General features: G+C 68.6%; 27 protein-coding genes and 1 tRNA gene. 18 read left to right on the top strand and 10 right to left on the bottom strand.

Annotated elements, in window-relative coordinates:
• Positions 1 to 25 precede the first annotated feature (25 nt).
• Together ACZ50N_RS17645 and ACZ50N_RS17640 are read right to left on the bottom strand one after the other, a co-directional pair.
• A complete protein-coding gene (locus ACZ50N_RS17645; RefSeq protein WP_046361409.1) occupies positions 26 to 2,017 on the bottom strand; it encodes an ATP-dependent DNA helicase in 1,992 nt (663 codons plus the stop codon).
• 3 nt (positions 2,018 to 2,020) lie between these two features.
• A complete protein-coding gene (locus tag ACZ50N_RS17640) occupies positions 2,021 to 3,367 on the bottom strand; it encodes a nicotinate phosphoribosyltransferase (RefSeq protein WP_464473424.1) in 1,347 nt (448 codons plus the stop codon).
• 53 nt (positions 3,368 to 3,420) lie between these two features.
• Here ACZ50N_RS17640 and clpS point away from each other — a divergent pair, with 53 nt between their 5' ends.
• From clpS to rdgB, 11 genes are all read left to right on the top strand, one after another.
• Positions 3,421 to 3,723 carry an ATP-dependent Clp protease adapter ClpS gene (gene clpS, locus ACZ50N_RS17635; protein ID WP_046361410.1) on the top strand — a complete coding sequence of 101 codons (303 nt, stop codon included), beginning with the start codon at positions 3,421 to 3,423 and terminating at the stop codon, positions 3,721 to 3,723.
• 7 nt (positions 3,724 to 3,730) lie between these two features.
• Positions 3,731 to 4,315, top strand: a complete 585-nt coding sequence (gene aosR / locus ACZ50N_RS17630; RefSeq protein ID WP_464473423.1) for an oxidative stress transcriptional regulator AosR — start codon at positions 3,731 to 3,733, stop codon at positions 4,313 to 4,315.
• Positions 4,315 to 5,349: a P1 family peptidase gene (locus tag ACZ50N_RS17625; protein WP_277243659.1), complete on the top strand. Its 1,035-nt coding sequence runs from the start codon at positions 4,315 to 4,317 to the stop codon at positions 5,347 to 5,349. The genes aosR and ACZ50N_RS17625 overlap by 1 nt, the downstream gene beginning before the upstream one ends.
• A 10-nt stretch (positions 5,350 to 5,359) precedes the next feature.
• Positions 5,360 to 5,773: a M67 family metallopeptidase gene (locus tag ACZ50N_RS17620; protein ID WP_046364613.1), complete on the top strand. Its 414-nt coding sequence runs from the start codon at positions 5,360 to 5,362 to the stop codon at positions 5,771 to 5,773.
• Positions 5,774 to 5,805: 32 nt separating this feature from the next.
• Positions 5,806 to 6,078, top strand: coding sequence for a MoaD/ThiS family protein (locus ACZ50N_RS17615; RefSeq protein WP_046364612.1), 273 nt, complete (start codon positions 5,806 to 5,808; stop codon positions 6,076 to 6,078).
• Positions 6,075 to 7,037, top strand: coding sequence for a PLP-dependent cysteine synthase family protein (locus ACZ50N_RS17610; RefSeq protein WP_048423789.1), 963 nt, complete (start codon positions 6,075 to 6,077; stop codon positions 7,035 to 7,037). Before ACZ50N_RS17615 ends, ACZ50N_RS17610 begins: the two co-directional genes overlap by 4 nt.
• The gene (locus ACZ50N_RS17605; RefSeq protein WP_464473422.1) at positions 7,028 to 7,714 is read left to right on the top strand and encodes a rhomboid family intramembrane serine protease; all 687 of its coding nucleotides are present in this window, start codon (positions 7,028 to 7,030) and stop codon (positions 7,712 to 7,714) included. The genes ACZ50N_RS17610 and ACZ50N_RS17605 overlap by 10 nt, the downstream gene beginning before the upstream one ends.
• The gene (murI, locus tag ACZ50N_RS17600) at positions 7,711 to 8,541 is read left to right on the top strand and encodes a glutamate racemase (protein ID WP_464473421.1); all 831 of its coding nucleotides are present in this window, start codon (positions 7,711 to 7,713) and stop codon (positions 8,539 to 8,541) included. The genes ACZ50N_RS17605 and murI overlap by 4 nt, the downstream gene beginning before the upstream one ends.
• Before the next feature lie 69 nt (positions 8,542 to 8,610).
• Positions 8,611 to 9,384 (top strand): cyclic nucleotide-degrading phosphodiesterase, encoded by a 774-nt coding sequence (locus ACZ50N_RS17595; protein WP_046364608.1) that lies wholly within the window; start codon positions 8,611 to 8,613, stop codon positions 9,382 to 9,384.
• A gap of 104 nt (positions 9,385 to 9,488) precedes the next feature.
• Entirely contained in the window at positions 9,489 to 10,271 is a 783-nt protein-coding gene (gene rph, locus ACZ50N_RS17590) for a ribonuclease PH (protein WP_046364607.1), read from the top strand.
• On the top strand, positions 10,268 to 10,876 hold the full coding sequence (gene rdgB / locus ACZ50N_RS17585) for an RdgB/HAM1 family non-canonical purine NTP pyrophosphatase (RefSeq protein WP_082164209.1): 609 nt from the start codon (positions 10,268 to 10,270) through the stop codon (positions 10,874 to 10,876). The genes rph and rdgB overlap by 4 nt, the downstream gene beginning before the upstream one ends.
• 4 nt (positions 10,877 to 10,880) lie before the next feature.
• On the opposite strand, the gene ACZ50N_RS17580 is transcribed toward rdgB, so the two are convergent.
• Together ACZ50N_RS17580 and ACZ50N_RS17575 are read right to left on the bottom strand one after the other, a co-directional pair.
• Positions 10,881 to 11,228 carry a DUF3817 domain-containing protein gene (locus ACZ50N_RS17580; protein WP_133414896.1) on the bottom strand — a complete coding sequence of 116 codons (348 nt, stop codon included), beginning with the start codon at positions 11,226 to 11,228 and terminating at the stop codon, positions 10,881 to 10,883.
• A complete protein-coding gene (locus tag ACZ50N_RS17575) occupies positions 11,225 to 11,605 on the bottom strand; it encodes a hypothetical protein (protein ID WP_464473420.1) in 381 nt (126 codons plus the stop codon). The genes ACZ50N_RS17580 and ACZ50N_RS17575 overlap by 4 nt, the downstream gene beginning before the upstream one ends.
• Positions 11,606 to 11,641: 36 nt before the next feature.
• Between ACZ50N_RS17575 and ACZ50N_RS17570 the strand changes: the two genes are divergently transcribed.
• Positions 11,642 to 11,725: transfer RNA gene (locus ACZ50N_RS17570), tRNA-Leu, on the top strand.
• Positions 11,726 to 11,807: 82 nt separating this feature from the next.
• Here the strand turns inward: ACZ50N_RS17570 and ACZ50N_RS17565 are convergent.
• Positions 11,808 to 12,050, bottom strand: coding sequence for a hypothetical protein (locus tag ACZ50N_RS17565; RefSeq protein ID WP_046364604.1), 243 nt, complete (start codon positions 12,048 to 12,050; stop codon positions 11,808 to 11,810).
• Between the two features lie 166 nt (positions 12,051 to 12,216).
• On the opposite strand from ACZ50N_RS17565, the gene ACZ50N_RS17560 reads away from it, so the two are divergent.
• Entirely contained in the window at positions 12,217 to 13,113 is an 897-nt protein-coding gene (locus ACZ50N_RS17560) for an alpha/beta fold hydrolase (protein WP_046364603.1), read from the top strand.
• Between the two features lie 7 nt (positions 13,114 to 13,120).
• Here ACZ50N_RS17560 and ACZ50N_RS17555 read toward each other — a convergent pair whose 3' ends face one another.
• Positions 13,121 to 13,393, bottom strand: a complete 273-nt coding sequence (locus ACZ50N_RS17555) for a WhiB family transcriptional regulator (protein ID WP_046364602.1) — start codon at positions 13,391 to 13,393, stop codon at positions 13,121 to 13,123.
• 141 nt (positions 13,394 to 13,534) lie between these two features.
• On the opposite strand from ACZ50N_RS17555, the gene ACZ50N_RS17550 reads away from it, so the two are divergent.
• Positions 13,535 to 14,185, top strand: a complete 651-nt coding sequence (locus ACZ50N_RS17550; protein WP_048423782.1) for a TetR/AcrR family transcriptional regulator — start codon at positions 13,535 to 13,537, stop codon at positions 14,183 to 14,185.
• Here the strand turns inward: ACZ50N_RS17550 and ACZ50N_RS17545 are convergent.
• Positions 14,168 to 15,967, bottom strand: a complete 1,800-nt coding sequence (locus ACZ50N_RS17545; RefSeq protein WP_464473419.1) for a sulfatase-like hydrolase/transferase — start codon at positions 15,965 to 15,967, stop codon at positions 14,168 to 14,170. The genes ACZ50N_RS17550 and ACZ50N_RS17545 overlap by 18 nt on opposite strands.
• 102 nt (positions 15,968 to 16,069) lie before the next feature.
• Positions 16,070 to 16,645 (bottom strand): TetR/AcrR family transcriptional regulator, encoded by a 576-nt coding sequence (locus ACZ50N_RS17540; protein WP_464473418.1) that lies wholly within the window; start codon positions 16,643 to 16,645, stop codon positions 16,070 to 16,072.
• Positions 16,646 to 16,764: 119 nt separating this feature from the next.
• Here ACZ50N_RS17540 and ACZ50N_RS17535 point away from each other — a divergent pair, with 119 nt between their 5' ends.
• From ACZ50N_RS17535 to ACZ50N_RS17525, 3 genes are read left to right on the top strand one after another with little or no spacing between them, the layout of a single operon-like run.
• Entirely contained in the window at positions 16,765 to 19,005 is a 2,241-nt protein-coding gene (locus ACZ50N_RS17535; RefSeq protein ID WP_464473417.1) for an acyl-CoA dehydrogenase family protein, read from the top strand.
• Positions 19,006 to 19,020: 15 nt separating this feature from the next.
• Positions 19,021 to 20,229: a thiolase family protein gene (locus ACZ50N_RS17530; protein WP_046364598.1), complete on the top strand. Its 1,209-nt coding sequence runs from the start codon at positions 19,021 to 19,023 to the stop codon at positions 20,227 to 20,229.
• Between the two features lie 5 nt (positions 20,230 to 20,234).
• Positions 20,235 to 20,642 carry a Zn-ribbon domain-containing OB-fold protein gene (locus ACZ50N_RS17525; protein ID WP_046364597.1) on the top strand — a complete coding sequence of 136 codons (408 nt, stop codon included), beginning with the start codon at positions 20,235 to 20,237 and terminating at the stop codon, positions 20,640 to 20,642.
• Here the strand turns inward: ACZ50N_RS17525 and ACZ50N_RS17520 are convergent.
• A complete protein-coding gene (locus ACZ50N_RS17520; RefSeq protein WP_046364596.1) occupies positions 20,614 to 21,942 on the bottom strand; it encodes an MFS transporter in 1,329 nt (442 codons plus the stop codon). The genes ACZ50N_RS17525 and ACZ50N_RS17520 overlap by 29 nt on opposite strands.
• A 70-nt stretch (positions 21,943 to 22,012) precedes the next feature.
• Between ACZ50N_RS17520 and ACZ50N_RS17515 the strand changes: the two genes are divergently transcribed.
• Positions 22,013 to 23,158, top strand: a complete 1,146-nt coding sequence (locus ACZ50N_RS17515; RefSeq protein ID WP_048423777.1) for a thiolase family protein — start codon at positions 22,013 to 22,015, stop codon at positions 23,156 to 23,158.
• Positions 23,159 to 23,162: 4 nt separating this feature from the next.
• Here ACZ50N_RS17515 and ACZ50N_RS17510 read toward each other — a convergent pair whose 3' ends face one another.
• Entirely contained in the window at positions 23,163 to 24,461 is a 1,299-nt protein-coding gene (locus ACZ50N_RS17510; protein WP_048423776.1) for an acyl-CoA dehydrogenase family protein, read from the bottom strand.
• Between the last annotated feature and the right edge of the window lie 71 nt (positions 24,462 to 24,532).

Below are 24,532 nucleotides of genomic sequence, written 5' to 3'. Positions count from 1 at the left end.
CGCCGGGCAGTCGCCGAACCTCGGTTCAGCCCGCCTCGTGCAGCCGCCGCAGCGCGGCGCGCACCGCATCACCGTCGGTGGTCGCCCAGAACGGCGGCAGCGACGATCGGAGGTAGCCGCTGTAGCGTGCGGTCGCCATCCGGGAGTCGAGTACCGCGACCACCCCGCGGTCGTCGACGCGGCGCAGCAGCCTGCCCGCGCCCTGGGCCAGCAACAGCGCGGCATGGCTGGCGGCGACAGCCATGAAGCCGTTGCCGCCCCGCGCGGCGACGGCGCGCTGACGCGCCGTCAGCAGCGGATCGTCGGGGCGGGGGAACGGTATCCGGTCGATCAGCACCAGCGACAGCGACGGACCCGGAACGTCGACGCCCTGCCACAGCGAGAGGGTGCCGAACAGTGAGGTCTGCTCGTCGGCGGCGAAACGCGCGACCAGCGCGGCAGTGCTGTCCTCACCCTGACACAGCACCGGGGTGGTCAGCCGGCCGCGCATGATCTCGGCGGTCGCCCGCGCGGCACGCATCGAGGAGAACAGTCCCAGCGTGCGTCCGTCCGCCGCCTCGATCAGACCGGCGATCTCGTCGAGCTGCTCGGCCGCGCCGACGCCGTCGCGGCCCGGCGGCGGCAGGTGCGCAGCGACGTAGAGGATCGCCGACCGGGCGTGATCGAACGGCGAGCCGACATCGATCCCGCGCCAGCCGATCTCGGCCTCGGTCGAACCGGTCAACCCCCAGGCCGCGGCCATCGCGTCGAAATCTCCGCCCACGGTCAATGTCGCCGACGTGAGCACCGCGGTGGTGGGTCCGAACAGGCGGGCCCGCAGCAACCCGGCGACCGAGAGCGGCGCCACCCGAAGCAGAGTGCGATTGCCGGAGCGCGCGTCCTCGATGTGTTCGACCCAGACGACGTCGGTGCGGTCGGGGATCGCGGGCACGAACGAGGCGAGAATCCGGGAGGCCGTGTCAGCGACGTCGCCGAGCGCGGTCGCGGCCTCGGCGCGCGCAGTGGCGGTCTTGGGATCGTTCGGCGCGGTCTCGACTGCGGTGCGGGCGCGGCTCGCGCTGTCGCGCAGCACGCTCAGGTAACTCCCGAGCTCCTCGTCGAGGACGTCGATGCGGCCGGCGCGCGCGTCGAACAGTGCGGAGGTCAACGTGGCGCAGGCGGCCTCGAAACGCTCGGCGAGCTCGGCGTCGACCACCCGGGCGGCCCGTCGCTGCGCCACCCCGAGGGCAGTCGCCGACAGTTCGGCCGTGGCCACGCCGGTCACCCTGTCCACCAGTTCGTGGGCTTCGTCGACCACCAGCAGGTCGTGTTCGGGCAGCACGTTGGCATCGCCGATCGCGTCGATCGCCAACAGCGCGTGATTGGTGACCACGACGTCGGCGTCGGCGGCGCGGTCGCGGGCCCGCTCGGCGAAGCAGTCGCTGCCGAAGGGGCAGCGCGACACTCCGATGCACTCACGCGCGGACACGCTCACCTGCGACCAGGCGCGGTCCGGCACACCGGGTACGACGTCGTCGCGGTCGCCCGTCTGCGTCGTGTCAGACCATGCGGTCAGGCGGGCGACGTCGCGGCCCAACGCGCTGGACGCGACGGGATTGAACAGCTGGTCCTGCGGCTGATCGTCACCGGCTTCTGCTGCTCCGTTGTGGATCTTGTTCAGGCACAGATAGTTTCCGCGCCCCTTGAGCAGCGCGAACTCCGGGCGTCGGGGGAGGTGCGGGGCCAGCGAATCGGCCAGCCGGGGCAGGTCGCGGTCCACGAGTTGGCGTTGCAGCGCGATCGTCGCGGTGGACACCACGACGGGCCGCTCGTCAGCCAGCGCGTGGGCGATCGCGGGCACCAGATAGGCCAGCGACTTGCCGGTGCCCGTGCCGGCCTGCACGGCCAGATGCTCACCGCTGTTGAAGCATTGCGCCACCGCTTCGGCCATCGCGACCTGGCCGTCGCGATGCGCGCCGCCGAGGGCGGAGACGGCTGCAGCGAGAAGCTCGGCGACCTCGCCCGGCCGGGTGCCCACCGCCTACCTCCCGCGCGGCGAGATCATCCGGGTCGGGACCGCGGGTTCGCCCTTGGACAGTTTCAACCCGTCCCAGGGCAAGCTCAACAATCCCTGCTGCACACGTTCGCGGGCGGAGGCGAGCGACAGATCGGCGACCACGCGGCCCTCGCGCACGAGCTCCGTCGTCACCGGCCGCGCCATGAGATCGGACGGTATGTCACCCGCCTCGTCGTCGCGGGGATACACGATCTCCTCGACGATCGTGCCCGACTCCTTGGCCAGCCGCACGGCCTGCTTGCGGCCGCCGTGGGACTCCTTGCGGCTGCTGCGCTTGGCCACCGGCAGGCCGTCGACCTCGACCAACTTGTAGACCATGCTCGCCGTCGGCGCACCCGATCCCGTCACCACCGAGGTGCCCACGCCGTAGATGTCGACCGGTTCGGCCCGCAGCGCGGCGATCGCGAACTCGTCGAGGTCGCCGGAGACCACGATCTTGGTACCGGTGGCGCCCAGTCCGTCGAGCTGGGCCCGCACCTGACGGGCGAGCACACCGAGATCGCCGGAGTCGATGCGTACCGCTCCCAGCTCCGGGCCCGCCGCGTCGATCGCGTTCGCGACGCCGGTGGTGATGTCGTAGGTGTCCACCAGCAGCGTCGTCCCGACGCCGAGCGCCTCGACCTGCGCTCGAAACGCCGCCTTCTCCCCGTCAGAGGCGGACTGGCCGGCGCTGCTGTGCAGCAGGGTGAACGCGTGGGCGCTGGTGCCGAGCGCGGGCACGCCGTGAGTGCGCTCGGCCTCCAGGTTCGACGATCCGGTGAACCCGGCGAGATAGGCGGCGCGCGACGCGGCGACCGCGGCGGACTCGTGTGTGCGACGTGATCCCATCTCGATGAGCGGGCGGCCCTGCGCAGCGCTGACCATGCGGGCCGCCGCCGAGGCGATCGCGGTGTCGTGGTTGAAGATCGACAACACCAGTGTCTCGAGCAGCACGCACTCGGCGAAAGTGCCGTGCACGGACAATACGGGGGAGCCGGGGAAGTACAGCTCACCCTCGGGATAACCGTCGATGTCCCCGCTGAAGCGGTAGTCGGCCAGGTAGGCGAGCGTGTCGGCGTCGCAGAACTTCTCGAGCGCGGCGAGCTCTGAATCGCCGAAGGTGAACTGCGGCAACGCATTCAGGAACCGTCCCGTCCCGCCGGTGATGCCGTAGCGCCTGCCGTCGGGCAACCGGCGCGCGAACACCTCGAACGAGGTACGGCGGTGGGCGGTGCCGTCCGCGAGCGCGGCCGCGAGCATGGTCAGCTCGTACTTGTCGGTCAGCAGGGCCGGTGAGGGGTACGCAGGCGGGTTCTCCGGCGACGAGGTCACCGCCCAACCGTATCGGTTCGGACCCCGGGGGCGACCCCGGTATTCTGGCACCCATGGTGACGCCGGCGAAGGCACGACCGGATACCCGCGTAGAACGTGAGGTGAGTACCGACACCGCGGCGGACACCCCGTGGGTCACGATCGTGTGGGACGACCCGGTGAACCTGATGACGTACGTGACCTACGTGCTCCAGAAGCTGTTCGGCTACAGCGAGCCGCACGCCACCAAGCTGATGCTGCAGGTGCACAACGAGGGCAAGGCCGTCGTCTCGGCCGGCTCCCGGGAATCCATGGAGGTCGACGTGTCCAAGCTCCACGCCGCCGGGTTGTGGGCGACGCTGCAACAGGACCGCTGACCCGGCTGTGCGTAAGTGGAAGAGGGTCGACGGCAGTGACGGCCCGCGGTTCAGGTCGGCGCTGGCCGCGCATGAGGCAGACCTGGTGTCCAGCCTGGTGACGTCGCTTCTCGGCATGCTCGACGACCGGGCCTCGTCGGCACCGGTCGACGAACTCGCCGAGATCACTGGTATCAGGACCGGCAATTCGACTGCGCCGCAAGACGATACGATGAAACGGCTACTGCCGGATTTCTACAAGCCGGCGACCGACCACCCCGCGGGTTCGGGGCCCGCCGAAAGCCTCAACAGCGCGCTGCGCAGTCTGCACGAGCCCGAGATCATCGACGCCAAGCGTGCGGCGGCGGACCGCCTGCTGGCGACGATGCCTCCCGGCGGCGGAAAGTTCGAGCTCACCGAGGACGACGCGCAGGCATGGGTCGCGGCGGTCAATGACGTGCGCCTGGCGCTGGGCACGATGCTCGAGATCGGGCCGGAAGGACCCGACAGACTCCCTGGCGACCATCCCATGGCCGGCCATCTCGACGTGTACCAGTGGCTGACCGTGCTGCAGGACTCCCTGGTGGTCAGCCTGATGGGTGGGGGACGCTGATGGCGGGCGCGATCACCGATGTGGCGGGCATCCGCGTCGGGCACCACCACACGATCGACCCCGACGCCGCACTGGGCTCGGGGTGGGCGACCGGAACCACCGTCGTGCTGACGCCTCCGGGCACGACCGGCGCGGTCGACGGTCGCGGTGGCGCGCCGGGCACCCGCGAAACCGACCTGCTGGACCCCAGTAATTCGGTGCGGCACGTCGACGCGGTGGTCCTGACCGGCGGCAGCGCCTTCGGGCTGGCCGCCGCGGACGGCGTGATGACGTGGCTGGAGGAGCAGCAGCGTGGCGTGGCCTTGACCGCTGCCGGCGGCGGCGGGGTGGTGCCGATCGTGCCCGCCGCGGTGATCTTCGATCTGCCCGTGGGCGGCTGGCAGTGCCGGCCAACCGCGGAGTACGGCTATCGGGCGGCCGCGGGCGCGGCCTTCGACACTGCCATCGGAACCGTCGGCGCGGGCGTCGGCGCCCGCGCCGGGGTGCTCAAGGGCGGCGTCGGGACGGCGTCGGTGACCCTCGACATCGGCGTCACCGTCGGTGCACTGGTCGTCGTGAACTCCGCCGGCGACGTCGTCGACCCCGACACCGGACTGCCCTGGCAGGCCCGCCACATCGAGGAATTCGGTCTGGTGGCACCGCCGGCCGACCAGATCGCGGCCTATGCCGACCGGCACGGCGAACTCAGTCCGCTCAACACCACGATCGCCGTCGTGGCCACCGACGCCGCATTGAGCAAGGCGGCCTGCCGCCGCGTCGCGGTCGCCGCGCAGGACGGGCTCGCCCGCACGATCCGCCCGTGTCACACGCCGATGGACGGTGACACGGTGTTCGCGCTGGCCACCGGCGCCGTGGAGATCGAACCCGACCCCACGATCCCGGCGTCGATGTCGCCGGAGGTGCCCCTGATGACGGCGATCGGCGCCGCCGCCGCCGACGTGCTGGCCAGCGCGGTGCTCGCCGGAGTCCTGGCCGCCGACGGGATCGCCGGAATACCCACCTACCGTGGGCTGTTGCCCGGAGCGTTCGAATGAAGGAGGGCGGGTGCTGACGATTCGTGCTGACCTCGTGGCGGCGATGGTCGATCACGCGCGCGCCGATCACCCCGACGAGGCGTGCGGGGTGATCGCCGGACCCGAGGGGTCCGATCGCCCGGAGCGGTTCATCGCGATGGTCAACGCCGAGCGGTCGCCGACCTTCTACCGGTTCGACTCCGGTGAGCAGCTCAAGGTGTGGCGGGCCATGGACGACGCCGACGAGGCGCCTGTGGTGATCTATCACTCGCACACCGCCACCGAGGCCTACCCGAGCCGCACCGACATCTCGTATGCATCCGAGCCCGATGCTCACTACGTGCTCGTGTCGACACGAGACCCCGACGAGCACGAGCTGCGCAGCTACCGCATCGTGGACGGCGTGGTCACCGAAGAGCCCGTCACCATCGTCGAGCAGTACTGACGCCAGACAACCCAGAACCGAGGAGCCCTGCCATGTCCGTGACCGTGTCCATCCCGACGATCCTGCGCACCCACACCGGCGGCGAGAAGCGGGTGTCCGCCACGGGCGACACTCTGCAGGCGGTGATCGACGATCTGGAAGCCAACTACTCGGGGATCACCGAGCGCCTCGTCGATAACGGCAAGCTGCACAAGTTCGTCAACATCTACGTCAACGACGAGGACGTGCGATTCTCGGGCGGCTTGAACACCGAGATCTCCGACGGGGATTCGGTGACGATCCTGCCGGCCGTGGCAGGAGGCTGATGAGGTACGACTCCCTGCTGCAGGCTCTCGGCGGCACGCCGCTGGTCGGTTTGCCTCGGCTCTCTCCGGCCTGGGATGGCGAGCCGCACGTCCGGCTGTGGGCCAAGCTCGAAGACCGGAACCCGACGGGCTCCATCAAGGACCGGCCTGCGCTGCGCATGATCGAAGAGGCAGAGCGTGCCGGACGTCTCCATCCCGGCGCGACGATCCTCGAGCCGACCAGTGGCAACACCGGTATCTCGCTGGCGATGGCGGCCCTCCTCAAGGGCTACAACATGATCTGCGTGATGCCGGAGAACACCTCCATCGAGCGTCGCCAGCTGCTCGAGCTCTACGGCGCTCGCATCATCTACTCCCCGGCCGAGGGCGGCTCGAACACGGCGGTGGCACACGCCAAAGAGCTTGCCGCACAGAACCCCTCGTGGGTCATGCTCTACCAGTACGGCAACCCGGCCAATGCCATCGCGCACTACGAGGGCACCGGCCCGGAACTGCTGGCCGACCTGCCCGAGATCACCCATTTCGTCGCGGGACTGGGCACCACCGGCACCCTGATGGGCACCGGTCGGTTCCTGCGCGAGAACGTCCCCGGTGTGCAGATCGTCGCGGCCGAACCCCGCTACGGGGAAGGCGTGTACGCACTGCGCAACATCGACGAGGGCTTCATCCCCGAGCTCTACGACCCCGAGGTGTTGACCACCCGGTTCGCGGTCGGGTCCTTCGACGCGGTGCGCCGCACCCGCGAGCTGATCCAGGTGGAGGGCATCTTCGCGGGAATTTCCACCGGTGCGATCCTGCACGCGGCGCTGGGCATGGCGGCCAAGGCCGTCAAGGCGGGGGAGCGTGCCGACATCGCGTTCACCGTCTGCGACGCCGGGTGGAAGTATCTGTCGACCGGCGCCTACGCCGGTAGCCTGGACGACGCAGAGGATGCGCTGGAAGGGCAACTATGGGCATGACGGGCACCGGTGGAGGCCCCGCCCCGACCGCGGGGCGCAATCGCCCCGGCTGGCTCGTCGGCGGGATCACCATCGTGTCGTTCGTCGTATTGCTCTGGGTCATCGAGGCTTTCGACGCCGTCAGTGGGCATCGGTTGGACAGCAACGGTATTCGGCCGTTGGAAACCGACGGGCTGGCGGGCATCCTGTTCGCCCCGTTGCTGCATTCCAACTGGGAACACTTGATGGCCAACACCGTTCCGGCGTTGGTGCTCGGATTCCTGGTGACGTTGGCCGGGCTGTCCCGCTTCGTGTTCGCCACCGCGATCATCTGGCTGGTCGGCGGTCTGGGCACCTGGCTGATCGGCAATGTCGGCGCCCAGTGCCCCTACATCGGTGTGCGCTGCGAGACCAACCACATCGGGGCGTCCGGCCTCATCTTCGGCTGGCTCACCTTCTTGATCGTCTTCGGCTTCTTCACCCGCAAGGTGTGGCAGATCGTCGTCGGCGTCGTCGTGCTGTTCTTCTACGGCAGCGTGCTGCTCGGGGTGTTGCCCGGCACGCTCGGCGTGTCGTGGCAGGGGCACCTCTGCGGTGCGCTGGCCGGGGTTCTCGCGGCCTACCTGCTGTCCGGCCCGGAGCGGCGTACCCGCGCCGTCGCCAAGGGCGCTCCTGCTCCGCCGTACCTCACCCGATGAGCGCCGAATTGCCGATCGGGATCTTCGATTCCGGTGTCGGGGGTCTGACGGTCGCCCGGGCCATCATCGACCAACTGCCCGACGAGCACATCGACTACGTCGGCGACACGGCCAACGGGCCCTACGGTCCGCTCACGGTGCCGCAGATCCGGGAGCACGCGCTGGCGATCGGCGACGATCTCGCCGAGCGGGGCATCAAGGCGTTGGTGATCGCCTGCAACACCGCGTCGTCGGCCTGCCTGCGCGATGCGCGGGAGCGCTACGCGCCGATTCCCGTCGTCGAGGTGATCCTTCCTGCCGTGCGACGCGCGGTCAGCACCACGCGCACCGGCCGGATCGGGGTCATCGGTACGGCTGCGACCATCGCGTCGGGCGCCTACCAGGACGCCTTCGCCGCGGCGCGTGACCTCGAGGTGTTCTCGGTGGCGTGCCCGCGCTTCGTCGACTTCGTGGAGCGCGGCGTGACGAGCGGCCGGCAGGTTCTCGGCCTGGCCGAGGGGTACCTCGAACCGCTGCAGCAGGCGCAGGTCGACACGCTGGTGCTGGGGTGCACGCACTACCCGATGCTGTCGGGTCTGATCCAGCTGGCGATGGGCCAGGACGTGACACTGGTGTCGAGTGCCGAGGAGACAGCAAAGGACCTGTTACGGGTGCTGACCGAGCGCGACCTGCTGCGGCCGCACCCCGGTGACAGCGCGCCCGCGCCGACGCGGTTGTTCGAGGCGACGGGCGATCCGGAGGCGTTCACACGGCTGGCGGCGCGTTTCCTGGGGCCGACCCTGGACGGGGTGCGCCATGTTCAGGGTCACGCTGCGACCAGGACATGATCCGGGTCTCCCAAAGTATCGAGAAAGCGGCGATGTTTTCCGCATGGCGCTGACGGGCATGGCAAGCTAGTGGGCGTGCGAGTCACCGTACTGGGGTGTTCCGGCAGTGTGGTCGGACCTGACTCGCCCGCGTCCGGTTATCTGGTGACCGCGCCCGACACACCGCCGCTGGTTCTCGACTTCGGCGGGGGAGTCCTCGGCGCTCTGCAGCGCCACGCCGACCCGAATTCGGTGCACGTCCTGCTCTCGCATCTGCATGCCGACCACTGCCTGGATCTGCCCGGGTTGTTCGTGTGGCGTCGGTACCACCCGAGCCCGGCGACCGAGCGCGGCGTCGTGTACGGGCCCGCCAACACCTGGGCGCGGCTGGGCGCGGCGTCCTCGCCGGAAGGCGGGGAGATCGACGACTTCAGCGACATCTTCGACATCCGGCACTTCGTCGACAACCAGGCCGTCGAGATCGGGTCTCTGACGATCGTGCCGCGCCTCGTGTGTCATCCCACGGAGTCCTATGGCATGCGCATCACGGACCCGTCCGGCGCGACGCTGGTGTACAGCGGGGACACCGGCTACTGCGACGCGCTCATCGACTTGGCGCGCGGCGCCGACGTGTTCCTGTGTGAGGCGTCGTGGACGCATGATCCGAGCCGTCCCCCGCGGTTACACCTGTCGGGTACCGAAGCGGGTCGCGCCGCGGCCAACGCCGGGGTCAGGGAACTGCTGCTGACCCACATCCCGCCGTGGACGTCGCGCGAGGACGTCATCAGCGAGGCGAAGGCCGAATTCGACGGCCCGGTCCATGCGGTCGTCGCCAACGAAGCCTTCGACATCACGCGCGGCTGACCTCCCCTCTTTCGCCCAAACCGACATTTGGGCGGGTTTGTGCGAGAGGCGCCCGCCATTACGTCGATCTCGGTGCTGTCGTGGCGACCAGCTAGGGTTGGCCCGTGTCCAGACGAGAAGACGGCCGGCTCGACGACGAGCTTCGCCCGGTCACCCTGACCCGCGGCTTCACCACGCATCCGGCGGGATCGGTGCTGGTCGAGTTCGGGCAGACACGGGTGATGTGCACGGCGAGCGTCACCGAAGGCGTGCCTCGGTGGCGCAAGGGCTCGGGCCAGGGCTGGCTGACCGCGGAGTACGCGATGCTGCCCGCCGCCACCCACGACCGTTCCGACCGGGAGTCGGTGAAGGGCCGCGTGGGGGGTCGCACGCAGGAGATCAGCCGTCTGGTCGGGCGTTCACTGCGCGCCTGCATCGACCTGGCCGCGCTGGGGGAGAACACGATCGCGATCGACTGCGACGTGCTGCAGGCTGACGGTGGCACCCGCACTGCAGCCATCACCGGCGCGTACGTCGCCCTGGCGGATGCGGTGACGTACCTGGCCGCCACCGGGAAGCTCAAGGACCCGCGGCCGCTGTCGTGTGCGATCGCCGCGGTCAGCGTCGGCGTCGTCGACGGGCGCATCCGGGTCGATCTGCCCTACACCGAGGATTCGCGCGCCGAGGTGGACATGAACGTCGTCGCGACCGACACCGGCACTCTGGTCGAGATCCAGGGCACGGGAGAGGGCGCCACGTTCCCGCGTTCGACTCTGGACAAGATGCTCGACGCGGCCATGGCCGCGTGCGACCAGTTGTTCGTGGTGCAGCGCGAAGCGTTGGAGTTGCCGTATCCGGGGACGCTGCCCGAATCGGGCGAGCCCGCGAAGAAGGCGTTCGGAAGCTGACCCGGCTCTTGGTTGCCACCCGCAACCTCAAGAAGTTGACCGAACTCCAGCGGGTGCTCGATGCTGCCGGGGTGGCGGGTCTGTCGCTGCTGTCACTGGCCGACGTCCCTGCGTTCGATGAGGCGCCCGAGACCGGAGCGACGTTCGAAGAAAACGCGCTGGCAAAGGCGCGGGACGCATACGCCGCGACGGGCCTGCCGTCGGTTGCCGACGATTCGGGCGTCGAAGTGGATGCGCTCAACGCCATGCCGGGCGTGCTGAGTGCGCGGTGGGCGGGCCGGCACGGCGACGACGCCGCCAACACCGCGCTGCTGCTCGCCCAGCTGGCCGACGTCCCCGACGAGCGCCGCGGGGCGGCCTTCGTGTCCGCCTGTGCGCTGGTCCACGGTCCCGGCGACGGTGACGCCGTCGTGGTGCGCGGCGAGTGGCGTGGCACTGTCGTGCGCGAGCCGCGCGGCGCGGGGGGCTTCGGGTACGACCCGGTGTTCCTGCCGGCCGGATCGGAGCGCACGGCAGCGGAGCTGACGCCGCAGGAGAAGGACGCGGCGTCGCACCGGGGCCGGGCGCTGACTGCGCTGCTGCCGTCGCTGCGCGAGCTGGTGTGAGGGGTCAGCTCAGACCGAATTGGTCCTTGATCTTCTGCGTCTGGAAGTGCTCGACGATGATGCCGACCAACGGGATCGTGCCTGCGAGAAGAATGCCGACGGTCTTGGCGATCGGCCAGCGGACCTTCACCGCCAGGTTGGCCGTGAAGAGCAGATAGACGAAGTACACCCAGCCGTGCACGACGGCGATCCAGCCGAGTGAGTCGTCGCCGAAGCCGTACTTCATCACCATCTCGTAGCAGAGGGCGATCAGCCAGACACCCGTGGCCCATGCCATGACCCGGTATCCGGTGAGTGCTTTGCGGACGGTGTCGACGGAGGCGATCGGCGAGGGAGATTCGGGTGCGGTCACGTACCGGTTCCTGTCGTCTTGTCATCGCCATTGCTTCTGGCGAGTTCTGCGAGGTAAGCGTTGTATTCGCGCAGCGTCACATCGGCTTCGATCGGCGCTGCCTTCGGTCGCTCGGGGAGGAGGCCCGCCGGGATCTCGGTGGGGGTCTCCGTGTTCTGCGGGGCGGGCGGCGCATCCTCGTAGCGGACGAACTTGTAGTAGGCGTAGACGCAGAAGCCGGCGAACGCCGGCCACTGCAGCGCGTACCCCAGGTTCTGGAAGTCGCCGGAGGTCGATTCGAAGCGTGTCCACTGCCACCACGCCAAGGCGAGGCAGCCCGAGGCAGCGGCGATCGTCAGCAGGATGAGCGCCGGCCTCCTACGCCGCGTAGTGGACACTGCTCAACGGTACCGCGTTACGATCGTCAGGCTCATGCGCGAGTGGCGGAATGGCAGACGCGATGGATTTAGGTTCCATTGTCTTCGGACGTGGGGGTTCAAGTCCCCCCTCGCGCACCAACTCTCGTGCTGGTGTGCGTCCTGAGCGTCGAATCGCCCCAGACTCAGCGCTGGGCGCACACCAGGCGGTCGCTGTGGCGAATCAGGCAGAGACTTCGACCGGCGCCTGTTCGCGAGCCTGGGAGGTGAAGCAGAACATGCTCGCCGCGAAACTCAGCAGCGCGACGGCTCCGGAGAGCACGGCGAACAACGTCTCCGACAGACTCCAGCTGCCCAGTGCGAACGCGAGCGCGATGATCGCCGAGATCATCAGGAACAGGCCGGTGGTCGCCACGGCCTCGTTGAACGGGTCGTCTGCGCTGACGATTTCGGACCTCTCGCCCATGGCTTCCTCCTCTGGCTGCCGGCATCCCGGCGTGTCGCCGAAAAGTTACCCGCTCGTCAACGAGGGAAAACCTGAGGACGCGTGACCATGGTCACGCCTGTACGTCTGGAGTGTGTTTTGCGACGATCAGTCGCATGATGCCCGCGAACGAGGGAACTTTTTGAGCATGAGCGACGTGAAGTTCCTGGATCTGCACGGCGATCGGCTCGCCTACCGAGACGAGGGCAGCGGCGATGAGGTGCTGCTCCTCATCCACGGGATGGCGGGCAGTTCCGACACCTGGCGGTCGGTGATTCCGCGGCTGGCCAAGCGCTATCGCGTGATCGCCCCGGACCTCCTGGGGCACGGGCAGTCCGCGAAGCCGCGCAGCGACTACTCGCTGGGCGCCTTCGCGGTGGGTCTGCGTGATCTTCTCGACGAGCTCGCCGTTCCCCGGGTGACGGTGGTCGGTCAGTCGCTCGGTGGCGGCGTCGCGATGCAGTTCGCCTACCAGCATCGCGAGTACTGCCGCCGACTGATCCTCATCAGCAGCGGCGGCCTCGGCCAGGACGTCGGATGGACGCTGCGGCTGCTGTCCGCGCCGGGCGCAGAGTTCCTGCTGCCGGTCATCGCGCCCCCGCCTGTGGTGCGGGTCGGCAACGCTGTTCGCGGCTGGTTGTCGTCGCACAGCATCCAGTCGCCGCGAGGTGCCGAGATGTGGAGCGCCTATGCGTCGCTGTCGGAATCGCAGACCCGGCAGGCGTTCCTGCGCACGCTGAGGTCGGTGGTGGACTATCGCGGACAGGCGGTCAGCGCGCTGAACCGGCTGTACCTGACCTCGGAGCTGCCGACACTGGTGATCTGGGGCGATGACGACCGCATCATTCCGGTCGAACACGGCCGGGCGCTGGCTGAACTCCGGCCCGCGTGCCGCCTCGAGGTGCTTCCCGGTGTCGGGCATTTCCCACACGTCGAGCAGCCAGATGCCGTCATCGACCTGATCGACGAGTTCGTCTCCACGACCGCAACAGACGTCGAGCCCGTCGAGTCGACCGCCCTGAATCCCAGCGAACCTTCGCGCTGATCTGGCGTCAGCGTTTGCGGACGGGATGTCCGTTCCGCTCGGCGAGCGAACGCAGCTGCTTCAGAGCGAACTGTCGGTTGCGCCCGCCTTCGGGAAGCACGATGCCCGCCCACAGTCCGACGGCTCCAGGCGTCACGCACGCCTCACGCGCACACTGCCATCTACGTGGGCAGGACCGGCACAGCTCCTTGGCGCCTTCATCGGTGGCGGTGGTCCACCGATCGGGATCGCGCGTGCACGGCGCGGTCCACGGCAACTCCGTGATCGATACCGGATTCATGGCCACACCCCTTCCTCGGCTCTGGGCATTCTTTGCCCTCCGCGTATTCCCCGTCGGCGACGACGATACGCCTGTATCGCAATGACGATACATTTGTATGGTGATGCCCGCTCGTGGGTGGAGTTGTCTACGGTTACCCACGTGGCCTCTGACGTGCGCGGCGGGAGATCTGAGGAACCCCGCAACATCGAGCGAATTCGGCAGGCCGCGCTGCAGAGTTTCGCCCGCAGCGGCACCGGCGCGACGACCATGCGCGGGGTGGCCGCCGCCGCCGGGGTGTCGCTGGGTCTGGTGCAGCATCACTTCGCGACCAAGGCCGGATTGATCGCTGCGGTCGACGAGTTCGTTCTCGAGCTCGTGGTGTCGTCGATGGCACGTCCGCTGCCGGAACCACCCGTCGACTCGGTGGCCGAGATCGGCGGGCGCGTCACCGCGATATTCGCCGACCATCCCGAAGTCGCCGCCTATCTGAGTCGCGCCCTGGTCGACGGCAGCGCGGTGGGGACCCGGCTCTTCGACGCATTGATCGGCGTGGGTGTGGCGCGGTGGCAGCAGCGCATCGACCGCGGCGAGGTGCGCCCGGACGTCGACGTCACCTGGGCCGCGATCAACGCCATCGTGCTGGCGCTCGGTGCCATCAGCCTCCGATCACACGTGGATCGGCATCTTCCCGCGCCGCTGACGGAGCCGGCGCAACTCGAACGCTGGCAGCGGGCGGTCGACACGCTGCTGCGCGACGGCCTGTTCGTGTCGCGATCGGAGCGGCCCGACGGTTCAGCGCCAGCGGAGTAGACGACCCGGGCGCCGACGTTGCGGCGGCCGACGCCGGGCATACGGCCATGGTTGATTTCTTTCCGGAACTGCTTCGGCGCGAACGGTTTTGAGCTGAGCCCGGAGGTGGGCACGCAGATCGTGCACCTCCTCGTCGGCCCACCGGTTGTGCACCTCTGTGGGATCGGCGTCCAGATCGTAGAGCTCCCACTGGTCGTCGAGCGGGTCCGACCGGTACATCGGCCCGCCGATCCCGGTCGCGGCGAGCTGGCGCACCCCTGGCTCTGTCCACGTCGCTGGATCGTCGAAGGAGCGGACCAGTTTCCACAGGTGCCCCGCTCCGTTCGGTGCGGTGTCTTCGTCCACGCGCAGCACCAGGCCTTCGAAATTGGCTGCGGTATGGGCCGGGACGCGGATACGCAGCGGTCGAGGCACCGCGGATGTCAACCTCAGCATGCGTGCAACGCCGGATGCCCCCGTGTCACCTTCCAGGACGTTGTCACGTGTCATCAGGTACACCGCCCGGGTGCTGTCGGCGTCAGCACCGTCGACGACAGGCATCAGGTCCCGGCCGGGGAGCGGGTGCACCTCGGTGAACGTCTCGGCGAGATTGCAGGCGGTGGCAGGGATGTCGACGCCGGCAGCAGAGAGCAGAGTGGGCACCAGGTCGACATGGGAGGTCGGCGCGGCCACGGTGCGAGCCGTCGACGAACGGCGTCCGACACGGGCGATGACGAACGGAACCCGAGTGGCCTCGTCGTACAGGTTGAACCACTTCTGGTGCAGCCCACCGTGAGCGCCCAGCAGATCGCCGTGGTCAGCGGTGCGCACCAGCACGGCGTCGTCGGAGCCGCCCTCGGTGACAGCGCGGCGTACCCGGTCGATCGGATCATCGACTTCGGCGTGCAGACGGTAGTAGAGATCCCGGTAGTTCTGCGCATCGCGTTCGTAGGTGCGCTCGATCATTCTGTTGGGCCCGTAGCCCGAGTAGTACGCGTCCCGAAAAGCGATCTGGGCGGCGGGTTTCGTGGAGAGGTCCTCGTCGGCAGAGGGTGCAGGCGGCACCGGTGGGGGATCGAGGTGCGACGCGCGTAGCGGACTGCGCCGTGACCACGCCGGGAACAGCACGATGTCGTGAGGGTTGACGAAGCTCGCGACGAGCAGAAATGGGCGTAGCGCAGCTGTTTCGCCGCGTCGCCGCCGTGCGTAGCGGTCTTTCAACCAGGCGACCACGCGATCGGCGATCAACGGGTCGCGGCGGATGCCGGCGTCGGACAGTTTGGCGCCGTGGGGTTCCGGGCCCACCCAGCCGGAGAAGCCGTACGGGGCAAGAGGATCGGCGTCGAGATAACGCGCGACGGCGCGCGGGTCGACCACGCCGTCGGAGTCGTTGGTGGCCAGGGACCGGCCCGTGTCAGGGTCGACGAGATCAGCGTGAGAGATGTGCCACTTGCCGTCATAGTGGGTGTCGTAACCGGCCGCGCGAAACCAGTTGCCGAGCGTCGGCACTTCACCGGGCCGAAGCCACCGCAGTCGGGAGTCGTCGTACGCCTTGCCCATTCCGTCGGTCTGGGTGACACCGTGCAGATCGGGATACTGCCCGGTGAAGATCGTCGGCCGACTCGGCACGCACGCCAACGAGCCCGTGTAGTGGCGGACGAACTGCACGCCGTGGTCGTCGAACCAGGCTCGGCCGCGCAGCTTCTCGCGGCGCCAGGCGGTCAGCGCGGCGGGCTCGTAGGGTGGCGCCGCCCGCTCCTCGTCGGTCATGACGATGACGATGTCCGGACGCGGTGATGTCATGTCGAGACCCTTTCGGTCGCCCGAGCCTCCCAGTGCAGAGGCGCGCTGCCGCAGGGCCCGGTCATGGGTACATCATCGTCCCTGGCGCCCGCCGGCGTTCGTTTACCGCGCGGTCAGCCCGGCGAGCACCGTACGGGTGATCGATGCGCCGCGGTCGGTGGGGAACTCACGGCCTTCGGTCAGCACGGCCTGGACGATGCCGCCCACGATGGCGTCGGTCGCATCGGCGGCCACCGCCTCGCTGTAGCCGTGGCTGCGGAGCCTCGCGCGGACAGCGTCGCGCAGCGGAGTGGAGAAGCCCGCCCGCAGCCGCTGCCCGGTCTCCGGGTGTTCGATGCCGGCGATGGTCAGGAACCTCAGCATCGCGTTACCGCGGACCGTGGTCAGCGCCGCCGCGAGTTCGACAGCCCAGGCGCAGAGATCGGCCTCGACGTCCGCGGTCGCGGGGACCGGACGCAGTATGCGATCGGCGTCGGCGAGGATGACGTCGGCGGCCAGGGCGTGCCGGCTCGGCCACCAGCGGTAGATCGTCTGCTTTCCGACTCCGGCGCGGGTGGCCACCGCCTCGATGGTCAGTTTGTCGAAGCCGCGGAGCAGCAGGAGTTCTCGGGTCGCCGTCACGATCGCCTGACGCGACTTCTCGTTGCGTCGGCGTGGCGCGTCGACTGTCGCGGCCATGGCTGTGCCTCCCGTCCGACCTTTTCGTCGTCTTTACACGCCGGGGTCGTGGCCGTAGTGTGCCACAAGACGAGACGTTGCGTCTCGTGAGAACTTCACAAGGTAGAGGGGTGAGCGCCATGGCAGTTGCACCGTCGATCGGTCTCACCCCCGAGCAGACGCAGCTCGCCGCTTCGGTCTCGGACTTCGCGGCGCGGCACGCACCGATCGACAAGACTCGCGCCGCCTTCGACTCGCTCAGCGCAGGCGGGCTGCCCGACTGGTGGGACGACTTCACTGCCAACGGGTTTCATGCCGTGCATCTACCCGAGGGTGTGGGCGGGGGTGGTGGCTCGCTGCTCGACGTCGCCTGCGTGCTGGAGGCCGCCGCCACCGCGATGCTGCCTGGTCCGGTGCTGCCGACCGTGATCGCCGGTGCCGTCGCCATGCTCGCCGACGACGAACCCGCCGCGCGAGATCTGCTGGGCCGACTCGCCCAGGGAATGCCGGGCGCCGTCGTCGCCGACCGCGACGTACTGCGTGCCACCGCGACGGAGCACGGCTGGACGCTGAACGGCTCGACGTCGGCCGTCCCGGGGCTCTGCTCCGCGCAGGTCGTCATCGTCACCGCGCGCTCCGCGGGCCGGACTCTGTGGCTCATCGTCGATCCGACGGCCCCGGGTGTGGAGTCGTCCCCGCTCGACGGCACCGACAAGACCGTCGACGTCGGCGTGCTCCGTTTCGATGACTACGCCTGCCCGGCGCAGCACCGGCTCACCGGCGTCGATGACACCCGCGTGCAGTGCCTGTCGCTCGCGTTGACCGCGGCGGCCGCGTCCGGCGTCATCCGGTGGTGTGTGGCAGCAGTGACCGAGCATCTGCGCACCCGCGAGCAGTTCGGCAAGCCGATCGGCGCCTTCCAGGCGCTGCAGCATCAGGCGGCCATGCTCCTGGTGCACAGCGAACTCGCCACCGCGGCCGCGTGGGACGCCGCTCGCTCGGCATCGGAGTCGCTGACGCAGAACAGGATTGCCTCCGCAACGGCGGCGCTGATGTCGATCGGCCCCGCACCGGGTTTCGTGCTGGACGCACTGACGATGTTCGGCGCGATCGGCTACACCTGGGAACACGATCTCCACCTGTACTGGCGCAAGGCCACCAGCCTGGCCGCCTCCATCGGACCGATCAGCCGCCACGCCTATCAGCTCGGTGACCTCACACGCCTCGAAAACCGGGACGTTTCAGTCAAACTCGGCGACACAGAAGCCGACTTCCGGAGGTTCGTGGCCGGTGTGCTCGACGAGGCCGCCACGCTGCGCAACGATCAGCCCGGCCGCCAGGGCGACTATCCGAATCTCGCCACCGGGCCGCAGCGGACCCTGCTCGCCGAGGCGGGATTGATCGCTCCGCACTGGCCCCGGCCGTGGGGCCTCGACGCCACGACCCGTCAGCAGTTGATCATCGACGAAGAATTCGCCAGACGACCCCAGCTGGTCCGCCCCTCGCTGGGCATCGCAGAGTGGATTCTGCCCTCGCTGATCAGTGGGGCGCCCGAACACGTGGCGCAGCAGCTGATCCCGCCCACGGTGCGCGGCGAACTGGGCTGGTGCCAACTGTTCAGCGAACCGGGCGCGGGCTCGGATCTGGCCGCGCTCACCACACGCGCGGTCAAGGTCGACGGGGGCTGGCGCATCACCGGGCACAAGATCTGGACGTCCTCGGCGCACACCGCCGATTACGGCGCGCTGTTGGCGCGCACCGATCCCGACGCGGCCAAGCATCGCGGCATCGGCTACTTCATCGTCGACATGCGTTCCGATGGCATCGATCTGCAGCCCATCCGGCAGGCCACCGGTGAGGCGCATTTCAACGAGGTCTTCCTCACCGACGTGTTCGTGCCCGACGAACTGCTGCTCGGCGGTCCGACGGACGGCTGGCGGCTGGCCATCGCGACCATGGCCCAGGAGAGGGTCGCCATCAGCGCCTACATCAAAGAGGACCGCGCCGTGATCCTGCGTGCGCTGGCCGGACGCGGCGGGCCGGACCACGTTCAGGTACTCGCCGCCCTCGGCGATGCGGACGCGCTCGCGACGGCGATCAAGGTGTTGGCGGTGCGCGAGGTGCTGCGTCTGCTCGACGGACAGACGCCCGGTGCGGCGTCCAGCGTGGCCAAGGTGGCGATGAACGTGATGCTGCGTCGCACGTTCGCAGCGACCCTCGAACTGTGCTCTCCTGCCGGACTTCTGGAGGATGACGGAATCGACGGCGCATCGCTGATCGAGCAGTACTTCCAGCTGCCGGCCGAACTGATCGGCGGCGGTACCAAGGAGATCCAGCTCAACATCATCGCCCAGTTCATTCTCGGGCTCCCTCGTCCCTGATCGACAGGAGTGCACATGGGTCTGCGTGGCGAGGCCGCCATCGTCGGCTACGTCGAGCTGCCGCCGGAACGGATGAAGGGGGCGACGCCGGCACCGTTCATGATCGAGCAGTGGGCGGAGCTCGCCGGCGCGGCCCTGGCCGACGCCGGACTGTCCGGTGACGACGTCGACGGCATCGTCACCACCCATCTCGCCGAGTCGGAGATCTTCGTCCCGTCCACGGTTGCCGAATACCTCGGTGTACGAGCCAACTTCGCCGAGTTGGTCGACCTCGGCGGCGCGAGTGCCGCGGCGATGGTGTGGCGCGCCGCGGCCGCAATCGAGCTCGGCATCTGTGACGTGGTGGTCTGCGCGATCCCGGCGCGTTATCTGACTCCGATGTCGCAGCGACGCCCGCGACCGCTGACCGACGCCGTGTTCTTCGGCGCGTCGAGCAATCAATACGGCTCGCCGCAGGCCGAATTCGAGATCCCGTACGGCAATCTCGGGCAGAACGGGCCCTACGGCCAGGTGGCCCAGCGTTACGCGTCGGTGTACGGCTACGACGAACGTGCGCTGGCGAAGATCGTCGTCGACCAGCGCGTGAATGCCAACCACACCGACGGCGCGATCTGGAAGGACACGCCGCTGACCATCGACGACGTGCTGGCCAGCCCGGTGATCGCGGATCCGTTGCACATGCTCGAGATCGTGATGCCCTGCCTCGGTGGTGCTGCGGTCGTGGTGGCCAATGCCGACGTCGCCGCGCGCGCGGCGCGCAGACCGGTGTGGATCAAGGGCTTCGGCGAGCAGGTGCCCTTCAAGACGCCCACCTACGCCGAAGATCTGCTGCACACGCCGATCATCCGCGCCGCCGAGACGGCGTTCGCGATGTCGGGTCTGACCCGCGCGCAGATGGACATGGTGTCGATCTACGACTGCTACACGATCACCGTGCTGCTCAGCCTCGAGGACGCCGGCTTCTGCGAGAAGGGCGCCGGCATGCAGTTCGTCACCGACCACGACCTGACCTTCCGCGGTGATTTTCCGCTCAACACCGCGGGCGGACAGCTCGGTTTCGGTCAGGCGGGCAACGCCGGCGGCATGCACCACGTATGCGACGCGGCGCGTCAGATCATGGGCCGTGCCGGGGCGGCGCAGGTGCCCGGGTGTGACCGCGCGTTCGTCTCGGGCAACGGCGGCATCCTGTCGGAGCAGACGACCCTTGTCCTGGAAGGAGATTAGGGAAGATGACCTTCGAGCGGCCGATGCCGGTGAAGACGCCGACCACCGCACCCTTCTGGGACGCGTTGGCCGAACACCGGGTGATGATCCAGTACTCGCCGTCGTCTCAGTCGTATGTGTTCTATCCGCGAGTGCGTGCCCCGCGCACGCTCGCCGACGATCTGGAATGGCGCGAGATCTCCGGGATGGGCACGCTGTACACCTACACGGTTGCGCGCCGGCCCGTCGGTCCGCACTTCGCCGACGCGGTGCCCCAGCTGCTGGCAATCGTGGAATGGGATGAGGGACCGCGGTTTTCGACCGAGCTGGTCAATGTCGAGCCGACGGACATCACGATCGGCATGCGCGTGCGGCCGGTGTTCTGCGACTACCCCGAGCACGAGGTCACGATGCTGCGGTACGAGCCGGCGTGACGGCCACCTTCTGCAGCGGACGGCGCGCGGTCTCGGCCATGGTCAGCACCGTCAGCAAGGTGACCACCGCCGCACCGATCACGTAGTAGGCCGGCGCGATGTCGTTACCGGTGCGCGCCACCAGCCAGGTCGCCACATAGGGTGCGGTGCCACCGAAGAGCGCCACCGAGATGTTGTAGCCGATCGAATAGCCGCTGGATCGCACCCGGGTGGCGAACAGTTCGGCGCCGGCTGCCAGCGCGGTGGAGGCGAACACGGCCTCGATGGCCGCCAGCGCGGCGTGTGCAGTGATGGCCGCGGCCAGTGAACCGCTGGTCAGCAGCAGGAACAGCGGGTAGGTGAACACGGTGAACAGGATCGAGCCGGCGATCAGCAGCGGTTTGCGCCCGACCCGGTCCGACAGCGCGCCCAGGGGAGGGATCAGCGCGATCGCGACGAGGCTGGCCACCGTGATGGACACGAACGAGTCGGTCTTGCTGAATACCAGCGTCTTGGTGAAATAGCTGGGTAGGAACGTGAACACGACGTAGAAGCCGACGTTGTGGATGACGACCAGCCCGATGATCTGCAGAATGGGCCGCCATGCGTGGGTGAACGCCTCCCTCAGCGGTGACGACGACACCTCGCCCTCCTCGCGCAGCGCGGTGAATTCCGGCGTGTCGCCCAGCCGGGTGCGGATGTAGAGGCCGACGGCGCCGAGCAGTCCGGCGATCAGGAACGGTATCCGCCAGCCGTAGGCGTCCATCGCGGCTTCCGAGAGCAGGGCTTCCAGTGCGGTCACCGTCACCGAGCCGAGCAGGAAGCCGACGACGACGGACCAGACGAGGAAGGACACCACGAAGCCGCGATGCCGGTTGCTGGCGTACTCGGCGAGAAAGCATGCCCCACTGCCGTATTCACCACCCGCGGAGAAGCCCTGCAGGCAGCGCAGGAGCAGCAGCAGGATCGGGGCGAACACGCCGATGGTCTGGTAGCTCGGCACCAACCCGATCGCGAACGTGGACGCCGACATCACCAGGATGACCACCGCCAGCACGCGCTGGCGGCCGATCCGATCGCCCAGGGGGCCGAAGAAGAACCCGCCGAGCGGTCGCATGAAGAACGCCGCGGCGAAGACTGCGAACGTATTGAGCAGCGCGGCGGTCTCATCGCCGGGCGGGAAGAACTTCTCGGCGATGTAGGTCGCGAGGAAGCCGTAAATCGCGAAGTCGAACCACTCGACGGCGTTGCCGATCGCGGCCCCGCGCACGGCCTTGGCGACGGGGACGTGTGCGGCGGGCGCAGGGTCAGCGCTGGGCATGCGCGAGCATTCCCGTTTCCCGGCCCGAACTAACGCCGGTGGGGTCAGGCCGGGGTGTAGGTTCGAGGCCATGCGCGAGACCGTCATCGTCGGCGCGGTACGCACACCCGTCGGCAAGCGCAACGGCGGTCTGTCCGACCAGCACGCCGCCGACCTCTCGGCACTCGTGCTCAACGAACTCCTCGAGCGCACCGGTGTGGACGTCGATCTCGTCGACGACGTCGTGTGGGGTTGCGTGTCTCAGGTGGGCGACCAGTCGAGCAACATCGGGCGGTTCGCGGTGCTGGCCGCGGGCTGGCCGGAACGCATTCCCGGCACCACCGTGAACCGGGCCTGCGGATCCAGCCAGCAGGCACTGGATTTCGCCGTCCACGCGGTGATGTCCGGCCAGCAGGACGTGGTGGTGGCCGGGGGAGTCGAGGTGATGAGCCGCGTCCCGCTGGGCGCCGCGCGCGCCACCGGCATGCCCTACGGGCCCAAAGTGCTTGCCCGATACGACGACTTCTCGTTCAACCAGGGCCTCTCGGCAGAGATGATCGCCCGCCGCTGGAACCTGTCTCGCGCGCGGCTCGACGAGTACTCGGCGCGCTCGCACGCGCTGGCCGCCGCCGCGCAGGACAGCGGCGCCTTCATCGACCAGATCATGCCGGTCTTCACCGATGACGACGTGATCTCCGTCGATGAGGGCATTCGGCGTGGCACCACCGCCGAGAAGCTGTCGGCGCTCAAGCCCGCATTCGCCGACGACGGGGTGATCCACGCCGGTAACTCCTCGCAGATCTCCGACGGCGCGGCCGCATTGTTGGTGACGACGGCGGAGAACGCAGTGCACCTGGGTGTGACGCCGCTGGTGCGCTATCGCGCCGGGGCCGTCACCGGGGCGGATCCGACGTTGATGCTGACCGCCCCGATCCCTGCGACGGAGAAGGTCCTGCACAAGGCCGGTCTCGAGTTGGGCGACGTCGGAGTGTTCGAGGTCAACGAGGCGTTCGCACCGGTGCCGCTGGCGTGGTTGGCGGACACCGGGGCCGACGAGGCGAAGCTCAATCCGCTCGGGGGAGCCATCGCTCTGGGCCATCCACTGGGCGCATCGGGTGCGGTGCTGATGACGCGGATGATCCATCACATGCGCGACAACGGTATTCGCTACGGGCTACAGACGATGTGCGAGGGTGGCGGCACCGCCAACGCCACCGTGGTCGAACTCGTCCAGTGACGGTTCACAGATTCCCGATGTCGAGTTCGAGATGGTCGGCAAAGCGTGCTCGCGCCGCTTCCCGTTTGCGCGGCAGCCATTCTGACGGCCAGACGTCCTCGCTCGCGGAGTAGCCCCGCAGTATCTGCTTGGCCACGGTCGTCTTGTGCACCTCGGTCGGGCCGTCGGCCAACCCCAGTACCGCCGCGCCGGTCACCATGGCCATCAGCGGCATCTCGTTGCTGACACCCAGTGCGCCGTGCACCTGCATGGCGCGCCACGCGATGTCGTGCAGCACCGTCGGCATCACGACCTTCACCGTGGCGATGTCCTTGCGTACCACCTTGTAGTCGTTGTACTTGTCGATCTGCCAGGCCGTGTAGAGCACCAGTAGGCGGAACTGCAGCAGTTGGGCGTAGCTGTCGGCGATGTAGGCCTGCACCGTCTGTTTGTCGGCGAGCAGGCTGCCCGCGGTCCGGCGGCTCAGTGCCCGCTCGCACATCATGTCGATCGCCTTGCGGGCCAGCCCGATCGTGCGCATCGCGTGGTGGATGCGGCCCCCGCCGAGGCGGGTCTGGGCGATCACGAAGGCCTGCCCTTCGCCGCCGAGCACAGCCGAATCCGGTACGCGCACATCGCGATAGTGGATGAGCGCGTGGCCGCCCTGCCCTTCCGGTTCGCCGTGCAGGCCGACGTCGCGGACGATCTCCACCCCCGGAGTGTCGGTCGGCACCAGGAACATCGACATGCCCTGATACGGGCTCACATCCGGGTTGGTCACCACCATCACGATCAGGAACGACGCGGTGCTGGCGTTGGAGGAGAAGTACTTCCACCCGTTGATCACCCAGTGGTCCCCGTCGCGGACGGCACGGGTGGTGAACTGCGTCGGGTCGGCGCCACCCTGGGGTTCGGTCATCGAGTAGCTGGAGAACAATTCTCCGTCGAGCAGCGGACGTAGGTAGCGCTCCTTCTGTTCGGGTGTGCCGTAGTGGGCCAGGATCTCCGCGTTGCCGGTGTCGGGGGCCTGGCAGCCGAAGATGACCGGCGCCCATGACGAGCGGCCGAGGATCTCGTTGAGCAGCGCCAGCTTCAGCTGCCCGTAGCCCTGACCGCCCAGGTCCGGACTCAGATGCGTCGCCCACAGGCCTTTCGCGCGCACCCGCTGCTTGAGGTCGTCGACAACGGTGCGGCGCGCCGGGGTCAGCGGGGTGTACTGCAGGTGCGGCCAGACCAGATCGAGCGGCTCGACCTCGTCACGGACGAACTCATCCGCCCAGTCCAGCACCTGCTGGTAGTCGGGGTCGGTGGCGAAATCCCACATGCGGTCTCCTCGTCGTGAAGCGCTTCCCCCCACCCTGTCTCCGGGGGTGCTGGCGGCGGAGCGTTTTCGTG

It is taken from the genome of Mycolicibacterium obuense (assembly GCF_055397605.1).
This window is presented reverse-complemented; position numbering and strand designations above follow the sequence as displayed.